This is a genomic window from Pseudomonas frederiksbergensis (assembly GCF_035751725.1).
In the GTDB taxonomy this organism is placed as follows: Bacteria; Pseudomonadota; Gammaproteobacteria; order Pseudomonadales; family Pseudomonadaceae; genus Aquipseudomonas; species Aquipseudomonas frederiksbergensis_A.
Genome location: NZ_CP142104.1, coordinates 3,252,842 through 3,272,270 on the forward strand (window position 1 = coordinate 3,252,842; position 19,429 = coordinate 3,272,270).

The 19,429-nt window shown below is 64.0% G+C and carries 7 protein-coding genes; all 7 read right to left on the reverse strand.

From position 1 onward, the window contains the following. Positions 1 to 4 precede the first annotated feature (4 nt). The gene (locus VQ575_RS14440) at positions 5 to 9,469 is read right to left on the reverse strand and encodes a non-ribosomal peptide synthetase (RefSeq protein ID WP_325917752.1); all 9,465 of its coding nucleotides are present in this window, start codon (positions 9,467 to 9,469) and stop codon (positions 5 to 7) included. A 41-nt stretch (positions 9,470 to 9,510) separates the two neighbouring features. After that, positions 9,511 to 14,325 (reverse strand): non-ribosomal peptide synthetase, encoded by a 4,815-nt coding sequence (locus tag VQ575_RS14445; protein WP_325917754.1) that lies wholly within the window; start codon positions 14,323 to 14,325, stop codon positions 9,511 to 9,513. A 71-nt stretch (positions 14,326 to 14,396) separates the two neighbouring features. Next, positions 14,397 to 15,386 carry a TauD/TfdA family dioxygenase gene (locus VQ575_RS14450; protein ID WP_052680794.1) on the reverse strand — a complete coding sequence of 330 codons (990 nt, stop codon included), beginning with the start codon at positions 15,384 to 15,386 and terminating at the stop codon, positions 14,397 to 14,399. 123 nt (positions 15,387 to 15,509) lie between these two features. Next, on the reverse strand, positions 15,510 to 16,448 hold the full coding sequence (locus VQ575_RS14455) for an ABC transporter substrate-binding protein (RefSeq protein WP_325917755.1): 939 nt from the start codon (positions 16,446 to 16,448) through the stop codon (positions 15,510 to 15,512). Positions 16,449 to 16,503: 55 nt separating this feature from the next. Then, on the reverse strand, positions 16,504 to 17,553 hold the full coding sequence (locus tag VQ575_RS14460; RefSeq protein ID WP_039589892.1) for a FecCD family ABC transporter permease: 1,050 nt from the start codon (positions 17,551 to 17,553) through the stop codon (positions 16,504 to 16,506). Continuing rightward, complete coding sequence (locus VQ575_RS14465; RefSeq protein WP_325917756.1) at positions 17,550 to 18,533, reverse strand: FecCD family ABC transporter permease; 984 nt, start codon at positions 18,531 to 18,533, stop codon at positions 17,550 to 17,552. The genes VQ575_RS14460 and VQ575_RS14465 overlap by 4 nt, the downstream gene beginning before the upstream one ends. After that, positions 18,530 to 19,333, reverse strand: a complete 804-nt coding sequence (locus VQ575_RS14470; protein ID WP_039589888.1) for an ABC transporter ATP-binding protein — start codon at positions 19,331 to 19,333, stop codon at positions 18,530 to 18,532. Before VQ575_RS14470 ends, VQ575_RS14465 begins: the two co-directional genes overlap by 4 nt. Positions 19,334 to 19,429: the final 96 nt, after the last annotated feature.

Genomic DNA, 19,429 nt, shown 5'->3' on the forward strand with positions numbered 1-19,429 from the left:
ATCCTTACAGTTCCATCTCGGCCAACAGGCGCTGCATTTCGTCCAGGGCTTCGTCGGTCGACGGCCCCTGGGGTTTTTCGATCTGTTCGGCGAGCGCGGCGATCGTCGGGTTCTGGAATAGGCTGCGCAACTCAAGCTTGACGCCAAAACGGCTCTCGACCTGGGTCATCAAACGCATGGCCAACAAAGAATGGCCGCCCAGCTCGAAGAAGCTGTTGAACACCCCGACCTGCGGCAACGCCAGCAGCTCCTGCCAGATGTCCGCCAATTGCCGCTCCAGTTCGTTGCGCGGCGCCACACCCTGGATCGCCACCGGCTGCGGGGCCGGCAAGGCCTTGCGATCGATCTTGCCGTTGGCATTGAGGGCAAACCGTGGCTGTTCGATGAAACCGGCCGGAATCATGTATCCCGGCAGTACGCCTTCCAGATACCGACGCAGCGCCGCCTGATCGACCGGGCTCGGTGCCTGCAACCAGGCAAACAGGCTCTGGCTGCGGGCATCGATCATCACCACCGCTTCTTCCACGCCGGGGTAACGGCGCAGCAGAGATTCGATTTCACCGGGTTCGATGCGGAAACCGCGCACCTTGACTTGGAAGTCACCGCGTCCGACATAGGCCAGCCGCCCATCGTGGCGGCGGCGCACCAGGTCGCCAGTGCGATACATGCGGCTACCCGGCTCACCGGCATATGGGTCAGGCAAATATGCCGCCGCCGTGGTAGCCGGCGCGCGCTGGTAACCCCGGGTGACGCCGGAGCCGGCGATATACAGCTCACCCGTGGCGCCCAGTGGCACCGGACGGAGCATGTCGTCGAGCACGTAGCAGAGCGTATTGAGCAGAGGCATGCCGATATCGGCGACGCCGGACGGCACGTCCTGCAATGCCTGGGTGGTCGACCAGACGGTGGTTTCCGTCGGGCCGTAGGCGTTGATCAGCGCCACGCCACGGCCCCGCAGTTCGTTCACCAGCTCACCGGGCACCGCCTCGCCACCGATCAGGCCACGCAGCGGCGGCCAATCGGCCTGGCCGGTTTCCAGCAGGATCTGCCAACCCGCGGGGGTCGCCTGGAATACCGTGGCCCGGCGCAGCAGCGCGAACAACTGATGCCCATCGACCACCTGCTCGCGGCGCGCCAGCAGGATGGCCGCGCCGTTGACCAGCGGCAGGAACAGCTCCGGCTTGCACATATCGAAGGCGTACGTGGTGCTGGCGAGCCAGACATCTTTGGCGCCAAGGGGCAGCAAGCGATCGAGGCCGGCCAGCAAGTTGCTCAGGTTGCCACGGTTGACCTGCACGCCTTTCGGTGTGCCAGTCGAGCCCGAGGTGTAGATCACGTAGGCGCGCTGCTGCGCATCGATCGGCAATGCAAGATTGGCGTCGCTGCGGGTGTCCAGCGGCAACCGGTCGAGCAGAATGTGATCAACGCCGCCCAAGGCCTCGGCGCAGAGGCTTTCAGTGAGCACCAGGGCCGGGCGCGCATGCTCGATGATGAAGGCCAGGCGCTCGCTCGGGTACTGCGGATCCAATGGCAGGTACGCCGCGCCGGCCTTGTGGATCCCGAGCAGCGTTGGCAGCAGCCATGGGCCACGGCTCAGGCAGACCGCAATCAGATCATCCGTGCCGACACCTTGCGCCCGCAGCCAATGGGCCAGGCGATTGCTGATGGCATTGAGCTGCGCATAGGTCAGTTGTTGGTCCTGGCAATCCACCGCCAGCGCATCGGGCGTCAGGACGGCCTGCGCTTCGAAGCGGACGATGACGTCCACTGCCGGCGTCAAGGATTGTGCCAGACAATTCCATGGACGCTGGGCCAAGGCATGGTCGGCGTTGGCCAGGTCGATATCCCAGAGGCGCGCATCCGGTTCTTGCAACATGCCTTCGAGCAGATAGCGGAACTCATCGGCATACCGTTGCGCGGTCTGTGCCAGGAACAGATCGGTGTTGTATTCCAGCACGCATTGCCACTCCTCGCCCTGCTGCTCGATGTGCAGGCCGATGTCCACCAGGGCACTGTCGCTTTCGACGTTGAGCCGTTGCGCCGGCAAGCCGGCGAAGCGTTGTTCGAGCGTGGCGTTGGCATCGCGCTGGATCAGGTTGAACAACGCCTGGAACAGCGGCGTGTGGCTGAGATCGCGGCGCACCTGCAAGGCTTCCACCAAGCGCTCGAACGGCACGTCGGCATGCTGTTGCGCCGCCAGGTGCGTGGCGTGCAACTGCTGCCAGAACTGCTCGACCGATTGCTGGGGATCGAGGTGGCTGCGCAGGACCTGGGTGGTGGCGAAATAGCCAATCAGATTGTCGGTGTGGGCCTGATGACGATGAGCGACCGGCAGGCCGATCCAGATTTCCCGTTGGCCCGAGTGTCTGGCCAACAAGGTTTTCCAGGCCGCCAGCAACGGTGCGAAAGCGGTCAGGCCATGGCGCTGCGCCGTCTCGCGCAGGTGCTTGACCAGCGTCGCCGGCAGGTTGAAGCGCAGGCGCTGGCCCTTGTAGCCCTGCTCGGCGGGCCGCGGCATGTCGGTTGGCAGGTTCAGCACCGGCGGTTCGCCCGCCAGCGTGGCTCGCCAGTAGTCAAGCTGCGACTCGATCCGCGCCTGCCCCACCGGGCTTTGCCAACTCGCCGCAATGTCGGTGAACTGCAGCGGCAAGGCTGGCAGGCACGCCTCGCGCTCTTCCAGCAACGCCTGGTAGATCACTTGCAGTTCATTGAAGAGAATCTCCAGCGAACGCGCATCGGCGATGATGTGGTGCAAAGTGACTTGCAGCACGCTGCGATCCTGGCCCACATACACACGCACCCGCCACAGCGGCGGCGCGGTGAGGTCGAATGGGCGCTGCGCCTCCTGGCTGAGCTTTTGGGTGAAGCCACTCGCATGTTCGTCTATTTCCAGCGACTCGAAGCTCAGCGCCAGGGTGCCGAGGTCGTCGACGTGCTGGCGTGCGCCGTCGGCGGTGTCGCTGAACACTGTCCGCAGGCTGTGTTGGCGAACCACCAGTTGCGCCAGCGCCTGTTCCAGCAAAGCCGGCTGCAGGAGCCCGTCCAGGCGCAAGGCCAAGGACAGGTGATAGGCCTGGGTGTCGCCCTGCAGACGGTCGAGGAACCACAAGCGTTGCTGAGTGAAATGCAACGGCGTCGAGGGTTCTTCGAACGCACGCAGAATGCCGTCGGCCTCGGTGCTGGCCTGGGCCAAGGTGGCGGCCAGGTCGCGCAGCACCGGTTGTTCGAAGACGTTGCGCAATGGCAAGCGTCGGCCATGCTGTTCGGCGATTCGTGCCACCAGCCGCGCCGCCAGCAACGAATGTCCGCCGAGGGCAAAGAAGTTATCGTCGGCGCCAACGTCGGTGCATCCCAACAACTCCTCCCAGAGCCCGGCCAGGGTCCGCTCCCACTCGCTCGACAGCGCGCCCTGCTGGCCGTCACGCTGCTGCGGTGCCGGCAGGGCCTTGCGGTCGACCTTGCCGCTGGGGCTCAACGGCAGGGTCTCGAGGCGAACGAACTGGCTGGGCAGCATGTAGTCCGGCAACTGCGCGCCAAGGTTGGCGCGCAGCGCCGTTTCGTCCAGTGCGTCGCCAGCGTAGTAACCCACCAGCCGCGCCGATTCACCGTTGCCCAGCAGCACCACGGCCGCCTCGCGAACCCCGGGGATGCGGGACAGCAACGCTTCGATTTCGCCCAGCTCGATACGGAACCCCCGCAGCTTGACCTGGAAATCCAGGCGTCCGAGGTAATCCAGGCTGCCGTTGCTATTGCGGCGCACCCGGTCACCGGTACGGTACATGCGCGCGCCGGCGACGAAAGGATCCGGCAGGAACGCGGCGGCGGTCAGGCGCGCGGCAGCGAAATAGCCTCGACCCAGGTTGGCCCCGGCCAGGTACAGCTCACCGGGCACACCGGCGGCGACCGGTTGCAGGTCGGCGTCGAGCACGTAGGCGGCGGTATTTGCCACCGGTTGCCCGATCGGCACCTCGACGGCGCTTTCGTTGCCGCTGCGTACTTCGAAGGTGCTGTAGACGGTCGCTTCCGTCGGGCCGTAGCCGTTGATGACGTTGGCCCCCCTGCCCTCGATGGCTTCAGCCAGTGCGCACGGCAAGGCTTCGCCACCGGAGATGGCGCGCACGCCCTGCCAACTGCGCGAAGTGTGCGCCACCAGCATGCGCCATGTGGCCGGCGTGGCCTGCATGACGGTGGGTTGTCCGGTGATCAGCAACTGATCGATCGCTTGCGGATCCCGCGCCTGTTCCCGATCGGCCAGGAGGATGCTGGCGCCATGGGCCAGGGGCAGGAGCAACTCGACGATGGCAATATCGAACGTCGCGGTGGTCAAGGCCAGGACCCGGTCACTGGCCGTCATCGGCAAGACCTGTTCGACAGCCAACATCAGGTTCATCAAGTTGCCACGGCTGATTGCCACGCCTTTGGGCTGGCCGGTGGAGCCGGAGGTGTACAACACGTAGGCGAGCTGGCCGGGGATGCAGGCCACAGGCTTGCGCGTGCCGGTCGAGCCGCTGGCGTCGATGTCGAGCAACGGCAGCCCGGTGTTCCACTGCGCCAATACGTTAAGGCTCGCGGCGGTACCCAGGCATAACGTGGGCTGCGCCGCTTCGAGAATGTAGCGGCCGCGCTCCGGCGGCGTGTCCTCGGCCAACGGCACGTACGCCGCCCCGGCCTTGAGCACTGCCAGCATCGCCATGGGCAGGCGTGCATCGCGGGGCAGGCTCAACGCCACGCGGTCTTCGACACCGACGCCATGGGCCTGCAACGTCGACGCGAGCGCCTCGGCGGCCTGGTCGAGTTCGGCGTAAGTCAGGTGCTGATTGCCTGCGACGACGGCAATCGCCTCGGGCTGGCGGGCAACCTGGAGCGCGAAGGCTTCGAGCATGTCCTGCTGACCAGCCACCGCGCGGCCATCGATCCGCGCCAGGGCCCGTTCAGCGCTCTGCCATGCCAGTTCACCCAGAGGCTGGGCGGCTTGCTCGATCAACGCATCGAGCAATGCCAGGTATTGCTCGGCCATGCCTTGCGCAGTCTGCTGGCGGAACAGATCGCGGCTGTATTGCAGGCTCAGGCTGATGCCATGCTCGCTGTCGCGCACGTCCAGGTGCAGGTCGCACAAGGCGCTGTCCGGGCGGTTGTCCAGCGGTTCGGCGATGACGTCGGTGAGCTCGAAGCGCTCCAGGGCGTTGCCCGGGAAGTAGTTGAACATCACTTGGAACAGCGGGTTGTAGCTCACCTGCCGGACCACGCCCAGCTGTTCGATCAAGTAGTCGAACGGCAAGTCCTGGTGGGACTGGACCGCCACGGACAAGGCCTGCAATTCGTTCATCAGTTGCAGCGGGCTGCGCTCGCCGGAGAGCTTCTTGCGATACACCAGGGTATTGACGAAGCAACCCACCAGCGGCTGCAAGACCGCATGGTGCCGATTGGCCGCCGGGACGCCGACTAGGATGTCGTCTTCGCCGCTGCGGCTGCGCAGCAGCAACTGAAAAGCGGCCAGCAGCGGGATGAAGTTGCTCCAGCCGTGGCGGGCGCTGAAGGCCTTGAGTCGTGCCGCCAGCTCGTCAGGCAAGCGACACTCGACACGTCCACCGGCCTGGCTGGCCTGGGCGGGACGAGGAAAATCGGCGGCCAGGTCGAGCACCGGCAGCTCGCCGGCCAGTTGTTCGCGCCAGTAGGCCAGCTCTTGCTCGCACGCCTTGCTGCCCATCCAATGGCGCTGCCACACGGCGTAGTCGGCGTATTGCATTGCCGGGGCGGGCCGCGGGGTCGCCAGGCCCCGGCGCCGATTGCGGTACTGTTCGCAAAAGCCGTCGATGATCAGCTGCAGGGACCAACCATCGGCAACGATGTGGTGGCAATTCAACGACAGGACAAACGCCTCCGGCGCCAGGCGATACAGCCTGGCGCGCAGCAGCGGCGCCGCGTCGAGGGCGAACGGCGTCATCGCGTCCCGGCGCAGTCGTTCGTGCAGCGCGTCTTCGCTCGCCACATCGATGACCGGCAAATCAACTTCGCTGTGCGCCAGGACAACCTGGCTCGGCCCTTGAGCCGCACCGATGAACCCGGTGCGCAGCACCTCGTGCTGGTCGAGGACCGCTTGCAAGGCAGCGCGCAGGTCAGCGACGTGCAGCTCGCCCGTCAGGCGCACGGCGCCGGCCAGGTTGTACGCCGGACTGTCGGGGTCGAGTTGTTGCAAGAACCACAGCCGTTGCTGGGCAAACGACAGCGGCAGCGTTTCCGGGCGCGGCAGCAAGGTCGGCGACGGTTTTACCGCGCCCGCCTGGTTCTCCAGCCAATCGGCCATGGCGGTGATGGTCGGACGTTCGAACACGACCCGCAACGGCAGGTCCTTGCCGCTGAGCTTGCCGATCAAGCCGATCAGTTGGGTTGCCAGCAGCGAATGGCCGCCCAGCTCGAAGAAATTGTCCTCGACACCCACCTGGCCCAGGCCGAGCACGCTCTGCCAGGCTTCCACCAACTGGCCTTGCAACTCGCTGCTCGGCGCCACATAGCGGGCCTGGCTTTGCGCGGCGAAGTCCGGCGCGGGCAGCGACTTACGGTCGATCTTGCCGTTGCCGTTGAGTGGAAAACGTTCCAGGAACACGAATGCGCTCGGGATCATGTAGGCCGGGAGATTGCCCAGTACATGCTCGCGCAACGTCTCGATGCCGCAGGCCCCATCGGCCACGATGTAAGCCACCAGCACCTTGGCGCGTTGCTGGTCGTCACGGGCCACAACCACGGCTTCGCGCACGCCGGGGTATCGGGTCAGGCAAGCCTCGATTTCGTCCAGCTCGATGCGGTGGCCACGAATCTTGACTTGGTGGTCGGTGCGTCCGACGTATTCCAGGTCGCCGTTGGGCAGGAAGCGCGCCAAGTCACCGGTGCGGTAAAGGCGCGAACCGTCGTTGGCGATCGGATCCGGCAGGAAGACTGCCGCCGTGCGTGCCGGATCGGCCATATAGCCGCGCCCGACGCCGACGCCGGCGACGAAGATTTCCCCGACCGCGCCCACCGGCATCGGCTGCAAATCAGCGTTGAGCAGGTACAAGCGATTGTTCAGCGTGGCGCGGCCGATCGGTACGTTGATGCGTTGTTCCGGCAAGCGTTCGAGCAGCGGATGAAAGGCCACGTCATCGGAGCATTCCGCCGGCCCGTAGGCGTTCATCAGCGGGATCGCCGGATAACGTTCGAACCAGCGACGCGCCAAGGCTGGCGGCAAGGCCTCGCCCGTGGCGAGCACCCAGCGCAGGGACGAGGTTTCCAAGCCGGCGTCAAGCAGGCTTTGCATCAATGACGGCACCGCTTCGAGGATGCTGATGCCGTGACGTCCGATGGCCGAGGCCAATGCCTCGGGGTCCTGCACCACGCAGTCGCCGAGGATCACCGTGCGCGCACCCAACACCAGGCCGGCGAGGGTTTGCCAGACGGAAATGTCGAAGCACTGCGGCGCGGTCTGGGCGATCACGTCGTTTGCATCGAGCCCCAACCCCGGCAGTTTGCCGAGGATGTTATTGAGCATGCCCGCCTGCGCAACCATTGCACCCTTCGGCGTGCCGGTGGAGCCAGAGGTGAAGATGCAATAAGCCAACGATGTGTCGTGCACGGTGACGTTCAGGTCATCGTCGCCGTAGCTGCAAAGTACCGAAGGGTCGTAGCGCACGGCCTTGGGGCGCTGGTCGAGCAGGTCGAGGGCCTGCATCGCCAGTTCGCCCTGCCCTGCGCTATGAATCAGCAACGGCGTGCGGCTCTGGCGCAGCACCTGGGCCAGGCGCTGGGCCGGGTTGCGCGGATCGAGCGGCAGCCAACCGGCACCGGCCTTGAGCGTGGCGACAATCATTACCACCAGGTCCAGGCCCCGTTCGTCGAACACCGCGATCAGATCGTCACGGTTCACACCTTGCGCGCGCAAATGTCGGGCCAGTCGGTTGGCGGCGCGGTTCAACTGATCGAACGTCAGGGTTTGCTCGCCGTGGACAATGGCGATGCGTGCCGGGGTCTGGCGAACCTGTTCCTGGAAACGTTCGATGTACAACGGTTGCAGCAGTTGTTCGTCGGGTTCCAGTCCGCCACCGGCCCAGACCTCGTGCTGGTGGACGATTTCACTTTCATCGAGCATTGCCAGTCGATGCAACGGCGTGCCGGCATTTGCGCCGAGGGCTTCGCCCATGTTCAATAACAAGGTGCGGAAATGCCGCAGCATCTGCTCGACTTCTTCACGCAGGAACCAATCGGTTTGGTAGGTCAACTGCAGGTGCAGACGCTCACCTGGCACGATCACCACGGTGATCGGGTAGTTGGTGTGGGTACGGTTGGCCATGTCGCTGATCAGGTAGTCCAACTGCCCCTGGCGCAAGTCGGCGGCAATGGGCGCGTTCTCGAACACGAACAGGCTCTGGAACAGATCCTGGCGCTGCACATCGCTCCAACGCTGGATGTCCGCCAGGGAAACACTTTCATGCTCGCGCAGGCTGAGGTTCTCGGTCTGCAAGGCTTTCAGCCACGGCCCGAGCCCTTCCTGCGGGCCATAGCGCCAGCGCAGCGGCAAGCTATTGATGAACAGGCCGACGATGCTTTCCATGCCTTGCAGGTGCACCGGACGGCCGGCGACGGTGATGCCGAATACCAAGTCGCGATCGCCGCTATAGCGCGCCAGCAACAAAGCCCAGGCGCCTTGCACCAGGGTGTTGAGGGTGAGGCCATGTTGGGCCGCAACGCTCTGCAACGCCTGGGTCTGCCCGGGTTCCAGGAACTCGACACAGTCCTCGACCGGTTCGGCAGCGCCTTGGATGCGGCCAACATGACCGAAGCCAAACTCGTTCGGCGTGTCGAAGCCCGCCAGCCGCTGTTGCCAGAAGGCTTGGTGATCTTCCGGTTTCTGGGTCTCCAGCCAGCGGATGAAATCGCGATAAGGGCGCGGTGTCGGCAGGTTCAGTCGACGTCCTTCCCGGGCGGCGCGGTAGCCGTTGAGGAAGTCCATCATGATGATCGAGAAGCACCAGGCATCCATGAGGATGTGGTGGTAGCTGCGCACGAACTGGTAGGTGTCGGGTGCCAGTTTGTACAGCCTGACTCGCATCAGTGGCGCTTTGGTGAAGTCCAACCCTTCGGCGCGTTCTTCGCTGAGCAACTGCTCGAGGCGATCCTGTTGCTCGCCTTCGCTCAGGTGCGACCAATCCTCGAAGGTGATCGGCAGTTCGACCTGCTTGTGCACCACCTGCATCGGGCGCTTCTGCTGCTTCCATACGAACGAGGTGCGCAGCAGTTCATGGCGCTCCACCACCTGCGCCCAGGCCTGGCGGAATGCCGCGAGGTCCAGGTCCGGCATGACCATGACATGGCGATATTGCAGCAGATACATGCCCTTGCCCGGGTGCATCAGGCTGTGGAACAACAATCCTTGCTGCATGGGAGCCAGCGGGTAAATAGCTTCGATGTTGCGCGAAAGAGCCTTGACCTTGTCGTTCATGCTGACGGTATCCGAACCTGTAATGTTTGGGACGCGGGGGCTCATTGCTCTAGTTGCTCGAGCAGCCCCAGGAATTCATCGTCGGACAGGCCGGAGTCGGCGAAGTCCGAAGCCGTGGCGCGGCCCACCGACGGGGCCTGGCAGTGGTCCAGCAACGCAGTGATCCGCTGCTGGAACTGGCGCGCCAGTTCGTCCACCAACACCGGGTCGTGGACCTTCGGCGCATAACGCCATTCGACGTGTAGCTGGCCTTCGTTGACCAGCGCCGTCACGTCCAGCCAATGGGTGCGGCGGGTGCTTTCGGCACGCATTGCGGGGCACACCGGCCGCGCCAGGCGCCAGAGGCTCGATGCGCCGATCCATTGGTCGACCCGCCCCAGGTAGTTGAAGGTCAGCAGTGAGGCTGCTCCCAGGCCATGGGCCGGATCCTGGCGCAACAGGCCGTAGCCGATGCCTTGTTCAGGGACGCGGCGCAGGGCTTCCTTGGCCGCGATGATCGAGGCTTCCGAGTCCCGGGCAGTGTCAACCGCGAGCGGGTAGCGGCTGGTGTGCCAACCGATCGAGCGCGACAATTCGGGGCCCTGCTCCCAACCGCTGCGCCCGTGGCTTTCCAGCTCAAGGGTGACGCGCTCACGGCCCTGCCATTGGCCGATGACACCGGCCAATGCGGCCACCAGCAGATCCTGGACCTGGGTGCCGTAGGCCGCGTGACAATCGCCCAGCAGCCATTGCGTGTGCTCGACCGACAGCTGCATGTCCAGTGTGCGGCTTTCGCCGTACGGATTGGGCTGTCGAGGAACGCTCTGTTCGGCGGCCAACTGCTCCTGCCAGTAGCCAACCTGGGCCAGGACGGCAGGCTCGCGACGATGCTCCTGCAAGGCCTCGCTCCATGCATGGAAACCCGCCGAAACGGCAGGCAACGCCACGTTCGGTTGCAGGTAGAGACTTTCCAGCTCTTGCAGCAGAACCTGCCAGGACACTGCGTCGACAAGCAAGTGATGCGCCGTGCACAACAACGCCTGGCTCTGGGGGAAATACACCCAGCGAATCAAAGGCGCCTTGCCCAGATCGAAGCCTTGTTGCCAGCGTTTCAACAGCGCGTCATCCAACGCTCCATCCTCGACCTGAAACAACCCGTCGAGCTGGCTTGGGGAAAACGCCTGGTAGCGCTGCTGCCAACCTTGCGCCGACGCTTCGAAGACCAGGCGCAAGCTGGCATGACGCTGCAGCAGCGCACCGACGGCCTGGGCAAATCGCGCCTGTTCCAACGGCGCGTTCAACGCCAGCAGCAACGATTGGTTCCAGTACCCGGGCTCGGTTTGCTCCTGGGCGAAAAACCATTGCTGGATCGGTGTCAGGGGAAACGCTGTGGCAGGTTCAAGCACGGCCGATGCAGCGCCCTCCTTCACCGCGCCGAGATCGACCACCTGCCCGGCCCAACCGCGCACGGTCGGGAACTCGAAAATCTGCTTGGGCTTGAGTTGCAGCCCCTGCTGCTTGGCCCGGGCGATGATCTGCAAACTCAGGATCGAGTCGCCACCGACACTGAAGAAATTGTCATCGACCTGCAGTCCGGGGTTATTGAGAATCTCGCGAGCGATGTCGAGCAGACGCTGCTCAAGGCTGCGCTGTGGCGTTTGTACCACTCGAGCCAAGGCGCGCACGGTCTGTTCGGCGAACAACTGCTTGGGCGTCATCCCGATATCTTGCTGGCGCGCCAGGGCAATGATCTGCAGGCCGAGAATCGAGTCGCCGCCCAGGGCAAAGAAGTTGTCATCGGGCCCCAGGTCGGGATTGCCGAGCAGCCCGCGCCAGATGTCGAGCAACGCGCTTTCGACCGCGTCCAAGGGTTGCTCGACAGGAGCCGTCGCCGACGTTGTCGCCGGCGCTTGCTCGGCCAACTGCAGCAATGCCTTGCGGTCGACCTTGCCGTTGGGCAACAAGGCAAACCCATCGAGGCAATGCCACTGGGCCGGTTGCATATAGTCCGGCAGTTGCGCTTGCAGGGCGGCTTGAATATCAGCCAGCGCGCTCGCCGGCGCGACCAGGAACGCCACCAGGCGGTTGCCCGTCAACGGCGAAGGGTTATTCAATACCTGCACATCGCTGACCTGCGGCATCGCCCGCAGTCGTGCCGCGACTTCCGCCGGCTCGACCCGATAACCGCGGATCTTGACCTGCTCATCGAGCCGACCGAGAAACTCCACCTGCCCTTGATGATTGAGCCGCGCCCGGTCGCCGGTGCGATAGCCATGGGCTCCGAAGCGGCTGCGGTCGGCGTCGCTGGCGCTGAGATAACCCAGCGCAACCGTCTTGCCCTGCACGCAGAGTTCGCCACTCACGCCGATTGGCAGCAGGCGGCCATCGGGGGAACGGACGCTGACCTGGACATTGGGCAGCGGTCGACCCAACGGTGCCGCGCCTTTGATATCGATCTCATGGGTCAACACCCCGACGGTGGTTTCACTGGGACCGTAGTGGTTGACGATGCGCAGGTCCGGCTTCAATGCCCGCAACCGCGAAACCAGTTCATGGCCCAAGGCTTCGCCACCGGTTACCAGGCATTGGCGCGGCAATAAGCGTTGCGGATCGTTGGCGACCAGCAAGGCGTTGAGGTGTGACGGTACGATTTTCAGCAGGTCCACGGGCTCGCGTTCAAGCACAGCCGCCAGCTCTTCGGCGTCGAAGGCCAGTTCCTCGGCCAACAGCCGCAGGCGACGGCCGCTGAGCAAGGCACCGAACAAGGCCGTGTGCCCCAAATCCGTGGCGCAACTGGCCAGGCTGGCCAGGCTGGCATCGGCCGGCAGGTCCAGGCGTTCCAGGCAGCCGGCCACGTAATGGACCAGGTTGCCCTGGCTGACCGCCACGCCTTTCGGCCGGCCGGTGGAGCCGGAGGTGTAGACGACGTAGGCTGGCAGGTCCGCGGCCAACGACGCGCGCAACGGCGATTCGCTCAATAACTCGGCACCTGGCAACGATAGCCAGCGCACCGAATCCGGCAACCAACCGGGACGCAGCCCTTCACCAACCCAGACCTTGGGCATCGCATCCTGGCAGATGTCCTGCAAACGCGACTGCGGCCACTGAGGATCGAGGGCCAGGTAGGTGGCGCCGCACTGCCAGGCCGCAAGCATGTGCATCACCAGCTCGCGGCTGCGGGGCAGGCACAAGGCGATGCGCGCGCCCTCCAGGTTCGCGCCTGCCTGCAAGCGCTCGCCACGGGCCACCACTGCCCGGCCGAGTCCGGCATAGCTGAGCGTGCCTTGCTCGTCTTGCAGGGCAATCGACTCGGGCTTTTGAACGCACTGTTGGACGAAGGCCTGCCAAGCGTTGTTGACCGGGACCGGCAGGTCCTCGCCACTGAGGATCGATTGTTGCGCGGGCGGCAGCCAGTCGAGCCCGGCGAACGGCACGTCCGGCTGCTCGATGACCGCGTGGACCAAGGCAACGAACTGATCGCGATAGCGCTCGACCGTTTCACGGCGATACAAGGCCTTGCTGTAGCGCCAGCGGCAAAGGAAGCCCTCCTCCTCGTCGATTACCACCATGTTCAATTCATGGGCCGCGCCGCGCTGCTCCGACAGCAGGCGGTCAACGTACTGTTCGAACGGCGCGATGCGCTCCTTGTTGAGGGTGAACATGTGCTGGAACAGCGGCGCCCGACCCACTTGCCGTGGCAGCTCCAACTGCTTGACCAGGCGCGAGAACGGATAGTGACGGTGTTGCAGGGCTTGCTTGACGGAGGCATCCACTTGCCTGGCCCAATCGCCGCTGGACAGCTCGGGTTGCAAGCGGCAGCGGATCGGCAGCGGGTTGACCAGATAGCCCGGCAAATGGACGTGCTCGCGGCGCAGGCGCCAGCCGCTGGGCGTGCCCAGGACGAAGTCATCCTGCCCGGACAACACGCCGAGGAACTGCTGGAACAACGAGAACCAGCAGATGTAAGGCGTCACGCCCCATTGACGGGCCACGGCACGAATCCGCGCCGTGGTGGCCGGGTCGAAACGAACCGACAGCTCGCCTCCCTGGAACGTCTGGTTGCTGCCGTAGTGGAAATCGGTCGGCAATTCCAAGGCCGGGGCACCGTCCAATTGCGCTTGCCACCATGCCAGCTCCGCCGGTTCGGCGGCTTCGCTGCGCACGTGCAAGTCGCTGCAATAATCGCGATACGCATCCGGGTTCACAGCGGGCAATGCTTGCTCGTTGATCAGCGCGAAGAGTTCATTGAGCACGATGTAGAAGGTGGCCAAGTCGGCGGCGATGTGATGAATCACCAGCAGCACGCTGTGCTCGACACGTCCGGCCTGGGTGTTGCTCAACAGGACGACCCGACTGACGTCGCCGGCTTCCAGGTTGAATGGTTTATCGGCCCACTCAATGATGCGCTGCTGCAATGCCTGCGCGTCGACCGCCTGCAACGTCACGCGCTCCAGCGGCCGGACGTGCTCGCGATGGCTCCACTGCAACAGGTCGCCATTGCGTTCGGCATAGGCGGTGCACAGCATCGGATAACGTCGCTGCACCGTTTCCCAGGCGCCTTGCAGGCGCTGGGGCAAATCCTCCGTGACGAACTGCGCCTTGATGCGTCCGGCGTAGGCAATGTTATAGGCGCAGCTGTCCGGCTCCAGGCGCTGCAGGAACCAGAGCGCCTGCTCGTTATCGGTCAGCGGGCGTGCCGCAAAATAATCGGGGTGCAAGGCCAGCCATTGCAGCACATCGGCGCGATGCGTCGTCAGTTCGCGCGCCAGTTCATCGTCCAGGGCCTTGGGTGATCCGGGGGTGATAACCAACTGGCCTTCGGCTTCCGACAGGCGAATTCCACGCAGCCAGCAGCGATGCATCAGGCGATCGAGCATTTGATGTCCTTCATTTTTGCTTGTTTGGAATAAGCCGCCCAATGCGGCGGCTTAATGCAAGTGCGTCGGGCTCAACCCGCCGGAGCAGGCTCGGCCATGGCAACCACGACCTTTCGTGCGCCTTGGAATGTCGAGCGGCCGTGGGCCACCAGCATGTTGTCGAGCATCAGCACGTCACCCGCCTGCCAGGGGAAGCTCACCTGGCAGCGCTGCAATACCGCACGAACATGCTCCAGGGCATCCAGCTCGATAGGCGAGCCATCGCCATAGAAGACGTTACGCGGCACGCCCTCTTCGCCCACGATGGAAATCAGCGTCTCACGCACGGGCGCGGCAAGGTTGGAGATATGGAACAGATGCGCCTGGTTGAACCACACCCACTCCCCGGTCACCGGGTGTTGGGCCACGGCCTGGCAGACCTGGCGCGTGGACAGCTCGCCGTCATCCTTCCATTGGAACTGGATCTGGTTGGCGCGGCAGAAATGTTCGACTTGCGCACGGTCTTCGGTGCTGAACGCCTGTTGCCAGGGCAAATCGAGACCGTTGCCGTAGTTGCGCACGTACATCAGGCGCTTCTCGGCGAACCGTTGGCGGATCGCCGGATCGAGTTGCTGGTAGACCTGGCGGCTGTCGGCGATGGGGGTTTCGCCGCCCACCGCAGATGCCTGTACGCAGTGGAACCAGATCTTCATCGGCCAGTTGAGCGAGTAGGACTGCTCGTTGTGCAGCGGGATCACCTGGTGGGCCGGGTATTCGGTGGAGGTGTAGACCCGGTTGTTGAGCTTGGTGCGCGGCGTCGAGGCGTAGTCGTAGGTCAGCAATTCGTGACCGAAACTGCGGGCGAATACTTCGAAGTCCGCCTCACCATTGAACGCAAAACCACGAAACAGGATGCCGCCGACACGCGGCAACTCGGTCTCGACCGCCTGCAGGATCTGCGCTCGGCTGTCCTGCCAGGCGGCACCACTGGTTGGCGCCTGGAAGATGAACGGCAAGGTCCGCTCGTTGCCCGGCAAGCCTTCCATGGATTGAACCTGTGCACGCGCCAAACCAGTTTCCATTTTGTGATCCCTCGCCATTCCGATGAGCGTGTTTTTTTTGAGAGCACAAACTAATACAAACGAGTAACAACCGCAATAGAGAATCATTGTCATTAATGACGTTTGTATGACAATCGACACAAATCATTTGGCCTGGAGCACGCTCTCCCGTTCAGCGATATGGGACATCAACAGGTAGGCGGAACCCAGCAACCCCTGCATCGTATCGGCGTAGCGGCTGCGGTTCAGATAGAGAAACTGGCGGTTCTTCACCGCAAACAGGTTCTGCCATTGAGGCGACTGGCGAAACGCCGCCGTGCTGGCCTCCGAATCGAGCAGTTCTTCGTAGGTATCGATAATGAAATCACTGTCGAAGTCGCCGATTCGCTCCAGGCTGTACGGCACGTTCTGGCGCGCTTCACGATAAGCGGCGACACGGCCGAGGCCGAAATCAGCGATGACGTCATCCATTCCGCCCCGGCCGATCAGTTGGAAACCGTCGGTATAGACCTCAAGGGTCGTGACAGTGATGCGCGAAGGGTCTTTGACCCGCTTCTTGAACTCGCTGACGATCCACTCGTACTCGCGGAGCATTTCTTCATAGCGTTGCTGCTTGCCCACCAGCTCGGCCAGTTGCTTGGCGTAGGTCTTGATGTCACTTTCCCGCGAAGGCAACAGCACGACCGGTGCGATTTTGCTGAGCTTTTCCTTGAGGTCGGCGTGATAGGACAGGCCGACGATCAGGTCAGGCTTCAGGGCGGCAATGGCCTCCAGGTCAGGCGACTGGTGCGAGCCGATGTACTGGATGCCGGTCACATCGAAGCGCTCCTGGGCTCCGCGAAACAGCACGTCCGAAAACAGCTTCTTGCGCCCTGTCGAGCCGCAGGGCTTGATCCCCAACTCCAGCAACTGAGTGGTCAGGCTGAAGTCGTGCAGGGAAACGATGCAACGAGGTGAGACCGGCACTTCGACCCGGCCGAAGCTGTTCTCGAACACCTTGGTTTCAGCCGCGCCGACGTGCATGGACATCAACGCCAACGGCACGCACAGCATGCCCACCAACCCTTGGAATATTGCTTTCACCCTTCCCCGCACGCGTTTGCCTCCAATAATTTCAAGATAAGCGTCGCTGTGTTTCTCAGCGACTGCGTTGGCGCGCCAACAATATGATCAGGTAAGGCGCGCCAATGATTGCGACCACCAGCCCCGCCGGTAACTGCAACGGCGGAAAAAGCCCCCTGCCCAGCGTATCGCCCGCCAGTACCAGCAACGCCCCCACCAACGCCGACAAGGGCATCAGCGCACCGTGGCGATCGCCTGCCAATTGCCGCGCCAGATGCGGAGCCACCAACCCGACAAACGTCATGGTACCGACATTCGCCACGGCCGCCGCGGTCAACATGACGCTGCACAGCAACAGGAAAATCATCACGCCGGTGACATTCAGGCCGCGGCTGAGCGCGACTTTTTCGCCCAGTTGCAACAGGTTCAACTGGCGATGGAAAAACAACAACGGAACACCTGCCAGCAACAGCCAGACGCCAAGGCTGTGCACCTGTGCCCAGCCAGCGCGATGCAAGCTGCCACCCAGCCACATGAGGGCCGACTCCACCTGGTCGATGTTGCCGTAAGTGATCAGCAGGTCAGCCACCGCGCTGAGCATGGCGGTAAGCCCGACGCCGACGAGGATCAGCCGCAGCGGCGAAATGCCCTGGCGCCACGACAACAGCGCGACGAAAAATGCCACGGCCAAGCCGCCCGCCAATGCCGCCAGCGGATAGAGTTCAAGGGGCAGCAGCGAGGGCCAGAGCACGATGATCAGCAGCATCGTCACACTGGCGCCCGACTCCACGCCCACCAGGCCCGGCGCCGCCAGCGGGTTGCGCGTCAACGACTGCATCAACAGGCCGGCCAGTGACATGGCCATGCCGGCAAGGATCGCCAGCGCGACACGCGGCAGCCGCAACTCCCAAAGCAGATTGCGCATGGTCGAGTCGACCTGTCCGGGGAACCACAACGCTTGCCAGGCCTGGGCAACCCCCAACGAATAACTGCCGACGGTCAGCGCGTACAGCGACAAGGCAACCAATGCGAAAATCAGCACCAGTACCGAGATCACGTCGACGGGCCGGGCCACCCAAGGCAGCAATGGCAGCGCCCTGGGCAACGTCAGTCCCAGGCGCGTCATTTGACTTTCCTCAACACCAGCGCGACAAAAATCGGCCCGCCGATCAGCGCCGTGACAATCCCGGTGTTGAGCTCGAAGGGCCGCACCACGGTGCGTGCGGCGATGTCCGCCAGGATCAGCAGCAGCGCGCCGAGCAAGGGCGCGGCCAGCAATAGCCGCCGATAATCGTCGCCAAACAACAGCCGCGCAGTGTGAGGCACCACCAGCCCGACAAAACCGATCGGCCCTGCCAGCGCCACGGCGCACCCTGACAGCAGGACCACGGAGGCCAGGCCGAACAGGCGCATTTTCAACAGATTGACGCCCATGCCGGCCGCGGCCTGCGGCCCCAGTCGATGAGCATTCAGGGCCCGAACATTGATCAGGCACAAGCCCATGCCCAACACGACATAGGGCCAGACCCATGCCTGCATCGAGCCTCCGGTCACGCCGATCGACCCGGTGAGCCAGCGACGCAGGCTGTCGAGCCCTTGCTGGTCGAGCAACAACAGGATCGAAGTAATGGCGCTGAACAACGCCGCAATCATCGCCCCGGACAAGGTCAGGCGGATCGGGTTATGGCCCCTGCCCGCCAGCAGCAGGACACCGATGGCCGCCACCAGGGCACCGCTGAACGCGAACAGCGGGATCATCGACAGGTCGTGCCCCGGCAACACCAGCAAGCCGAACACCACGAACAACGCCGCGCCGCTATTGATACCGAGGATGCCCGGGTCAGCCAATGGATTGTCGCCCACGGCCTGCATGATCACCCCGGCCATGCCAAGGCTGGCCCCCACCAGCATCGCGACCAACAGGCGCGGCAGGCGGCTGCCGCGGATAACGCTCTGGTCGGCGTTGTCCGGCGCATAAGCCACCAGCGCCTGCCAGGCTTCGCTCCAGGGAATACTCTTGGCGCCTACCGCCAGATGCAGCAGCGCGGCCAAGCCGATGGCGAGCAACAGGCCCAGCCACACCGGCAATCGCAATCCGTGACTCACATCGCCTCCCGCACAGCCGACGGCTGGCTACGGCTGGTTTGCGGGACACACAGCGGGTCGCCCGAATAGGGGTCGGTGATGATGTGCGCGTCCAGGTCAAAGACTGCCTTGAGGTTTTCGCGGGTGAAGACTTCGGCGGGCGCGCCCTGGGCCAGCAAACGTCCCTCGCGCATCATCACCAGGTGATCGGCATAACGCGCGGCCTGGTTCAGATCGTGGAGCACGGCCACGACCGTCTTGCCTTGCTCGCGCAGATCCACCAGCAGTTCGAGCAAGGTGATCTGGTGCGCGATGTCGAGAAACGTCGTGGGCTCGTCCAACAGGATTACCGGGGTGTCCTGGGCCAGGGTCATGGCAATCCAGCAGCGCTGCAATTGTCCGCCCGACAGGGTGGCCAGTGAACGATCGAGCAACGGCGCGATGCCCGCCAGGTCGATGGCGCGGTCAATGGCCTGCTGGTCCTGCTCGGACCACTGGCGCCACCAGCTCTGCCAGGGAAAACGTCCCTGCATCACCAGCTCCCGGACACTCATGCCGGCCGGCGAGGTGGTGCGCTGGGGCAACAGCGCCATGCGTTGCGCCAGCGCCCGGCGCGAATACTGCCCCAGGGCCTTGCCGGACAGGTGCACCTCGCCAGCGCTCGGGCGCAGCATATGCGCCAGCACATTCAGTAGCGTGGTCTTGCCGCAGCCGTTGGCCCCGATCAACGCCGTGAAGCAGCCTTCGGGAATGTCCAGGCTGACACCGTTGAGAATCTGTTGCTCGCCATAGCTCAGCCGCACATTGCTGGCTTTCAGCATGACCGTCCCTCCACCGCCCTAGAGGGCTTGATCGAATCGTCCATCGTACCGATCCCGCGCAATCGTTTCCCGGTGATAACGCCGCAAAACCCATCG

Excerpts from the sequence above, each read along its gene's own strand:
- VQ575_RS14450 (WP_052680794.1), bottom strand. The coding sequence starts at position 15,386 with ATGGAAACTGGTTTGGCGCGTGCACAGGTTCAATCCATGGAAGGCTTG.
- VQ575_RS14460 (WP_039589892.1), bottom strand. The coding sequence starts at position 17,553 with ATGACGCGCCTGGGACTGACGTTGCCCAGGGCGCTGCCATTGCTGCCT.
- VQ575_RS14470 (WP_039589888.1), bottom strand. The coding sequence starts at position 19,333 with ATGCTGAAAGCCAGCAATGTGCGGCTGAGCTATGGCGAGCAACAGATT.
- VQ575_RS14445 (WP_325917754.1), bottom strand. The coding sequence starts at position 14,325 with ATGCTCGATCGCCTGATGCATCGCTGCTGGCTGCGTGGAATTCGCCTG.
- VQ575_RS14440 (WP_325917752.1), bottom strand. The coding sequence starts at position 9,469 with ATGAACGACAAGGTCAAGGCTCTTTCGCGCAACATCGAAGCTATTTAC.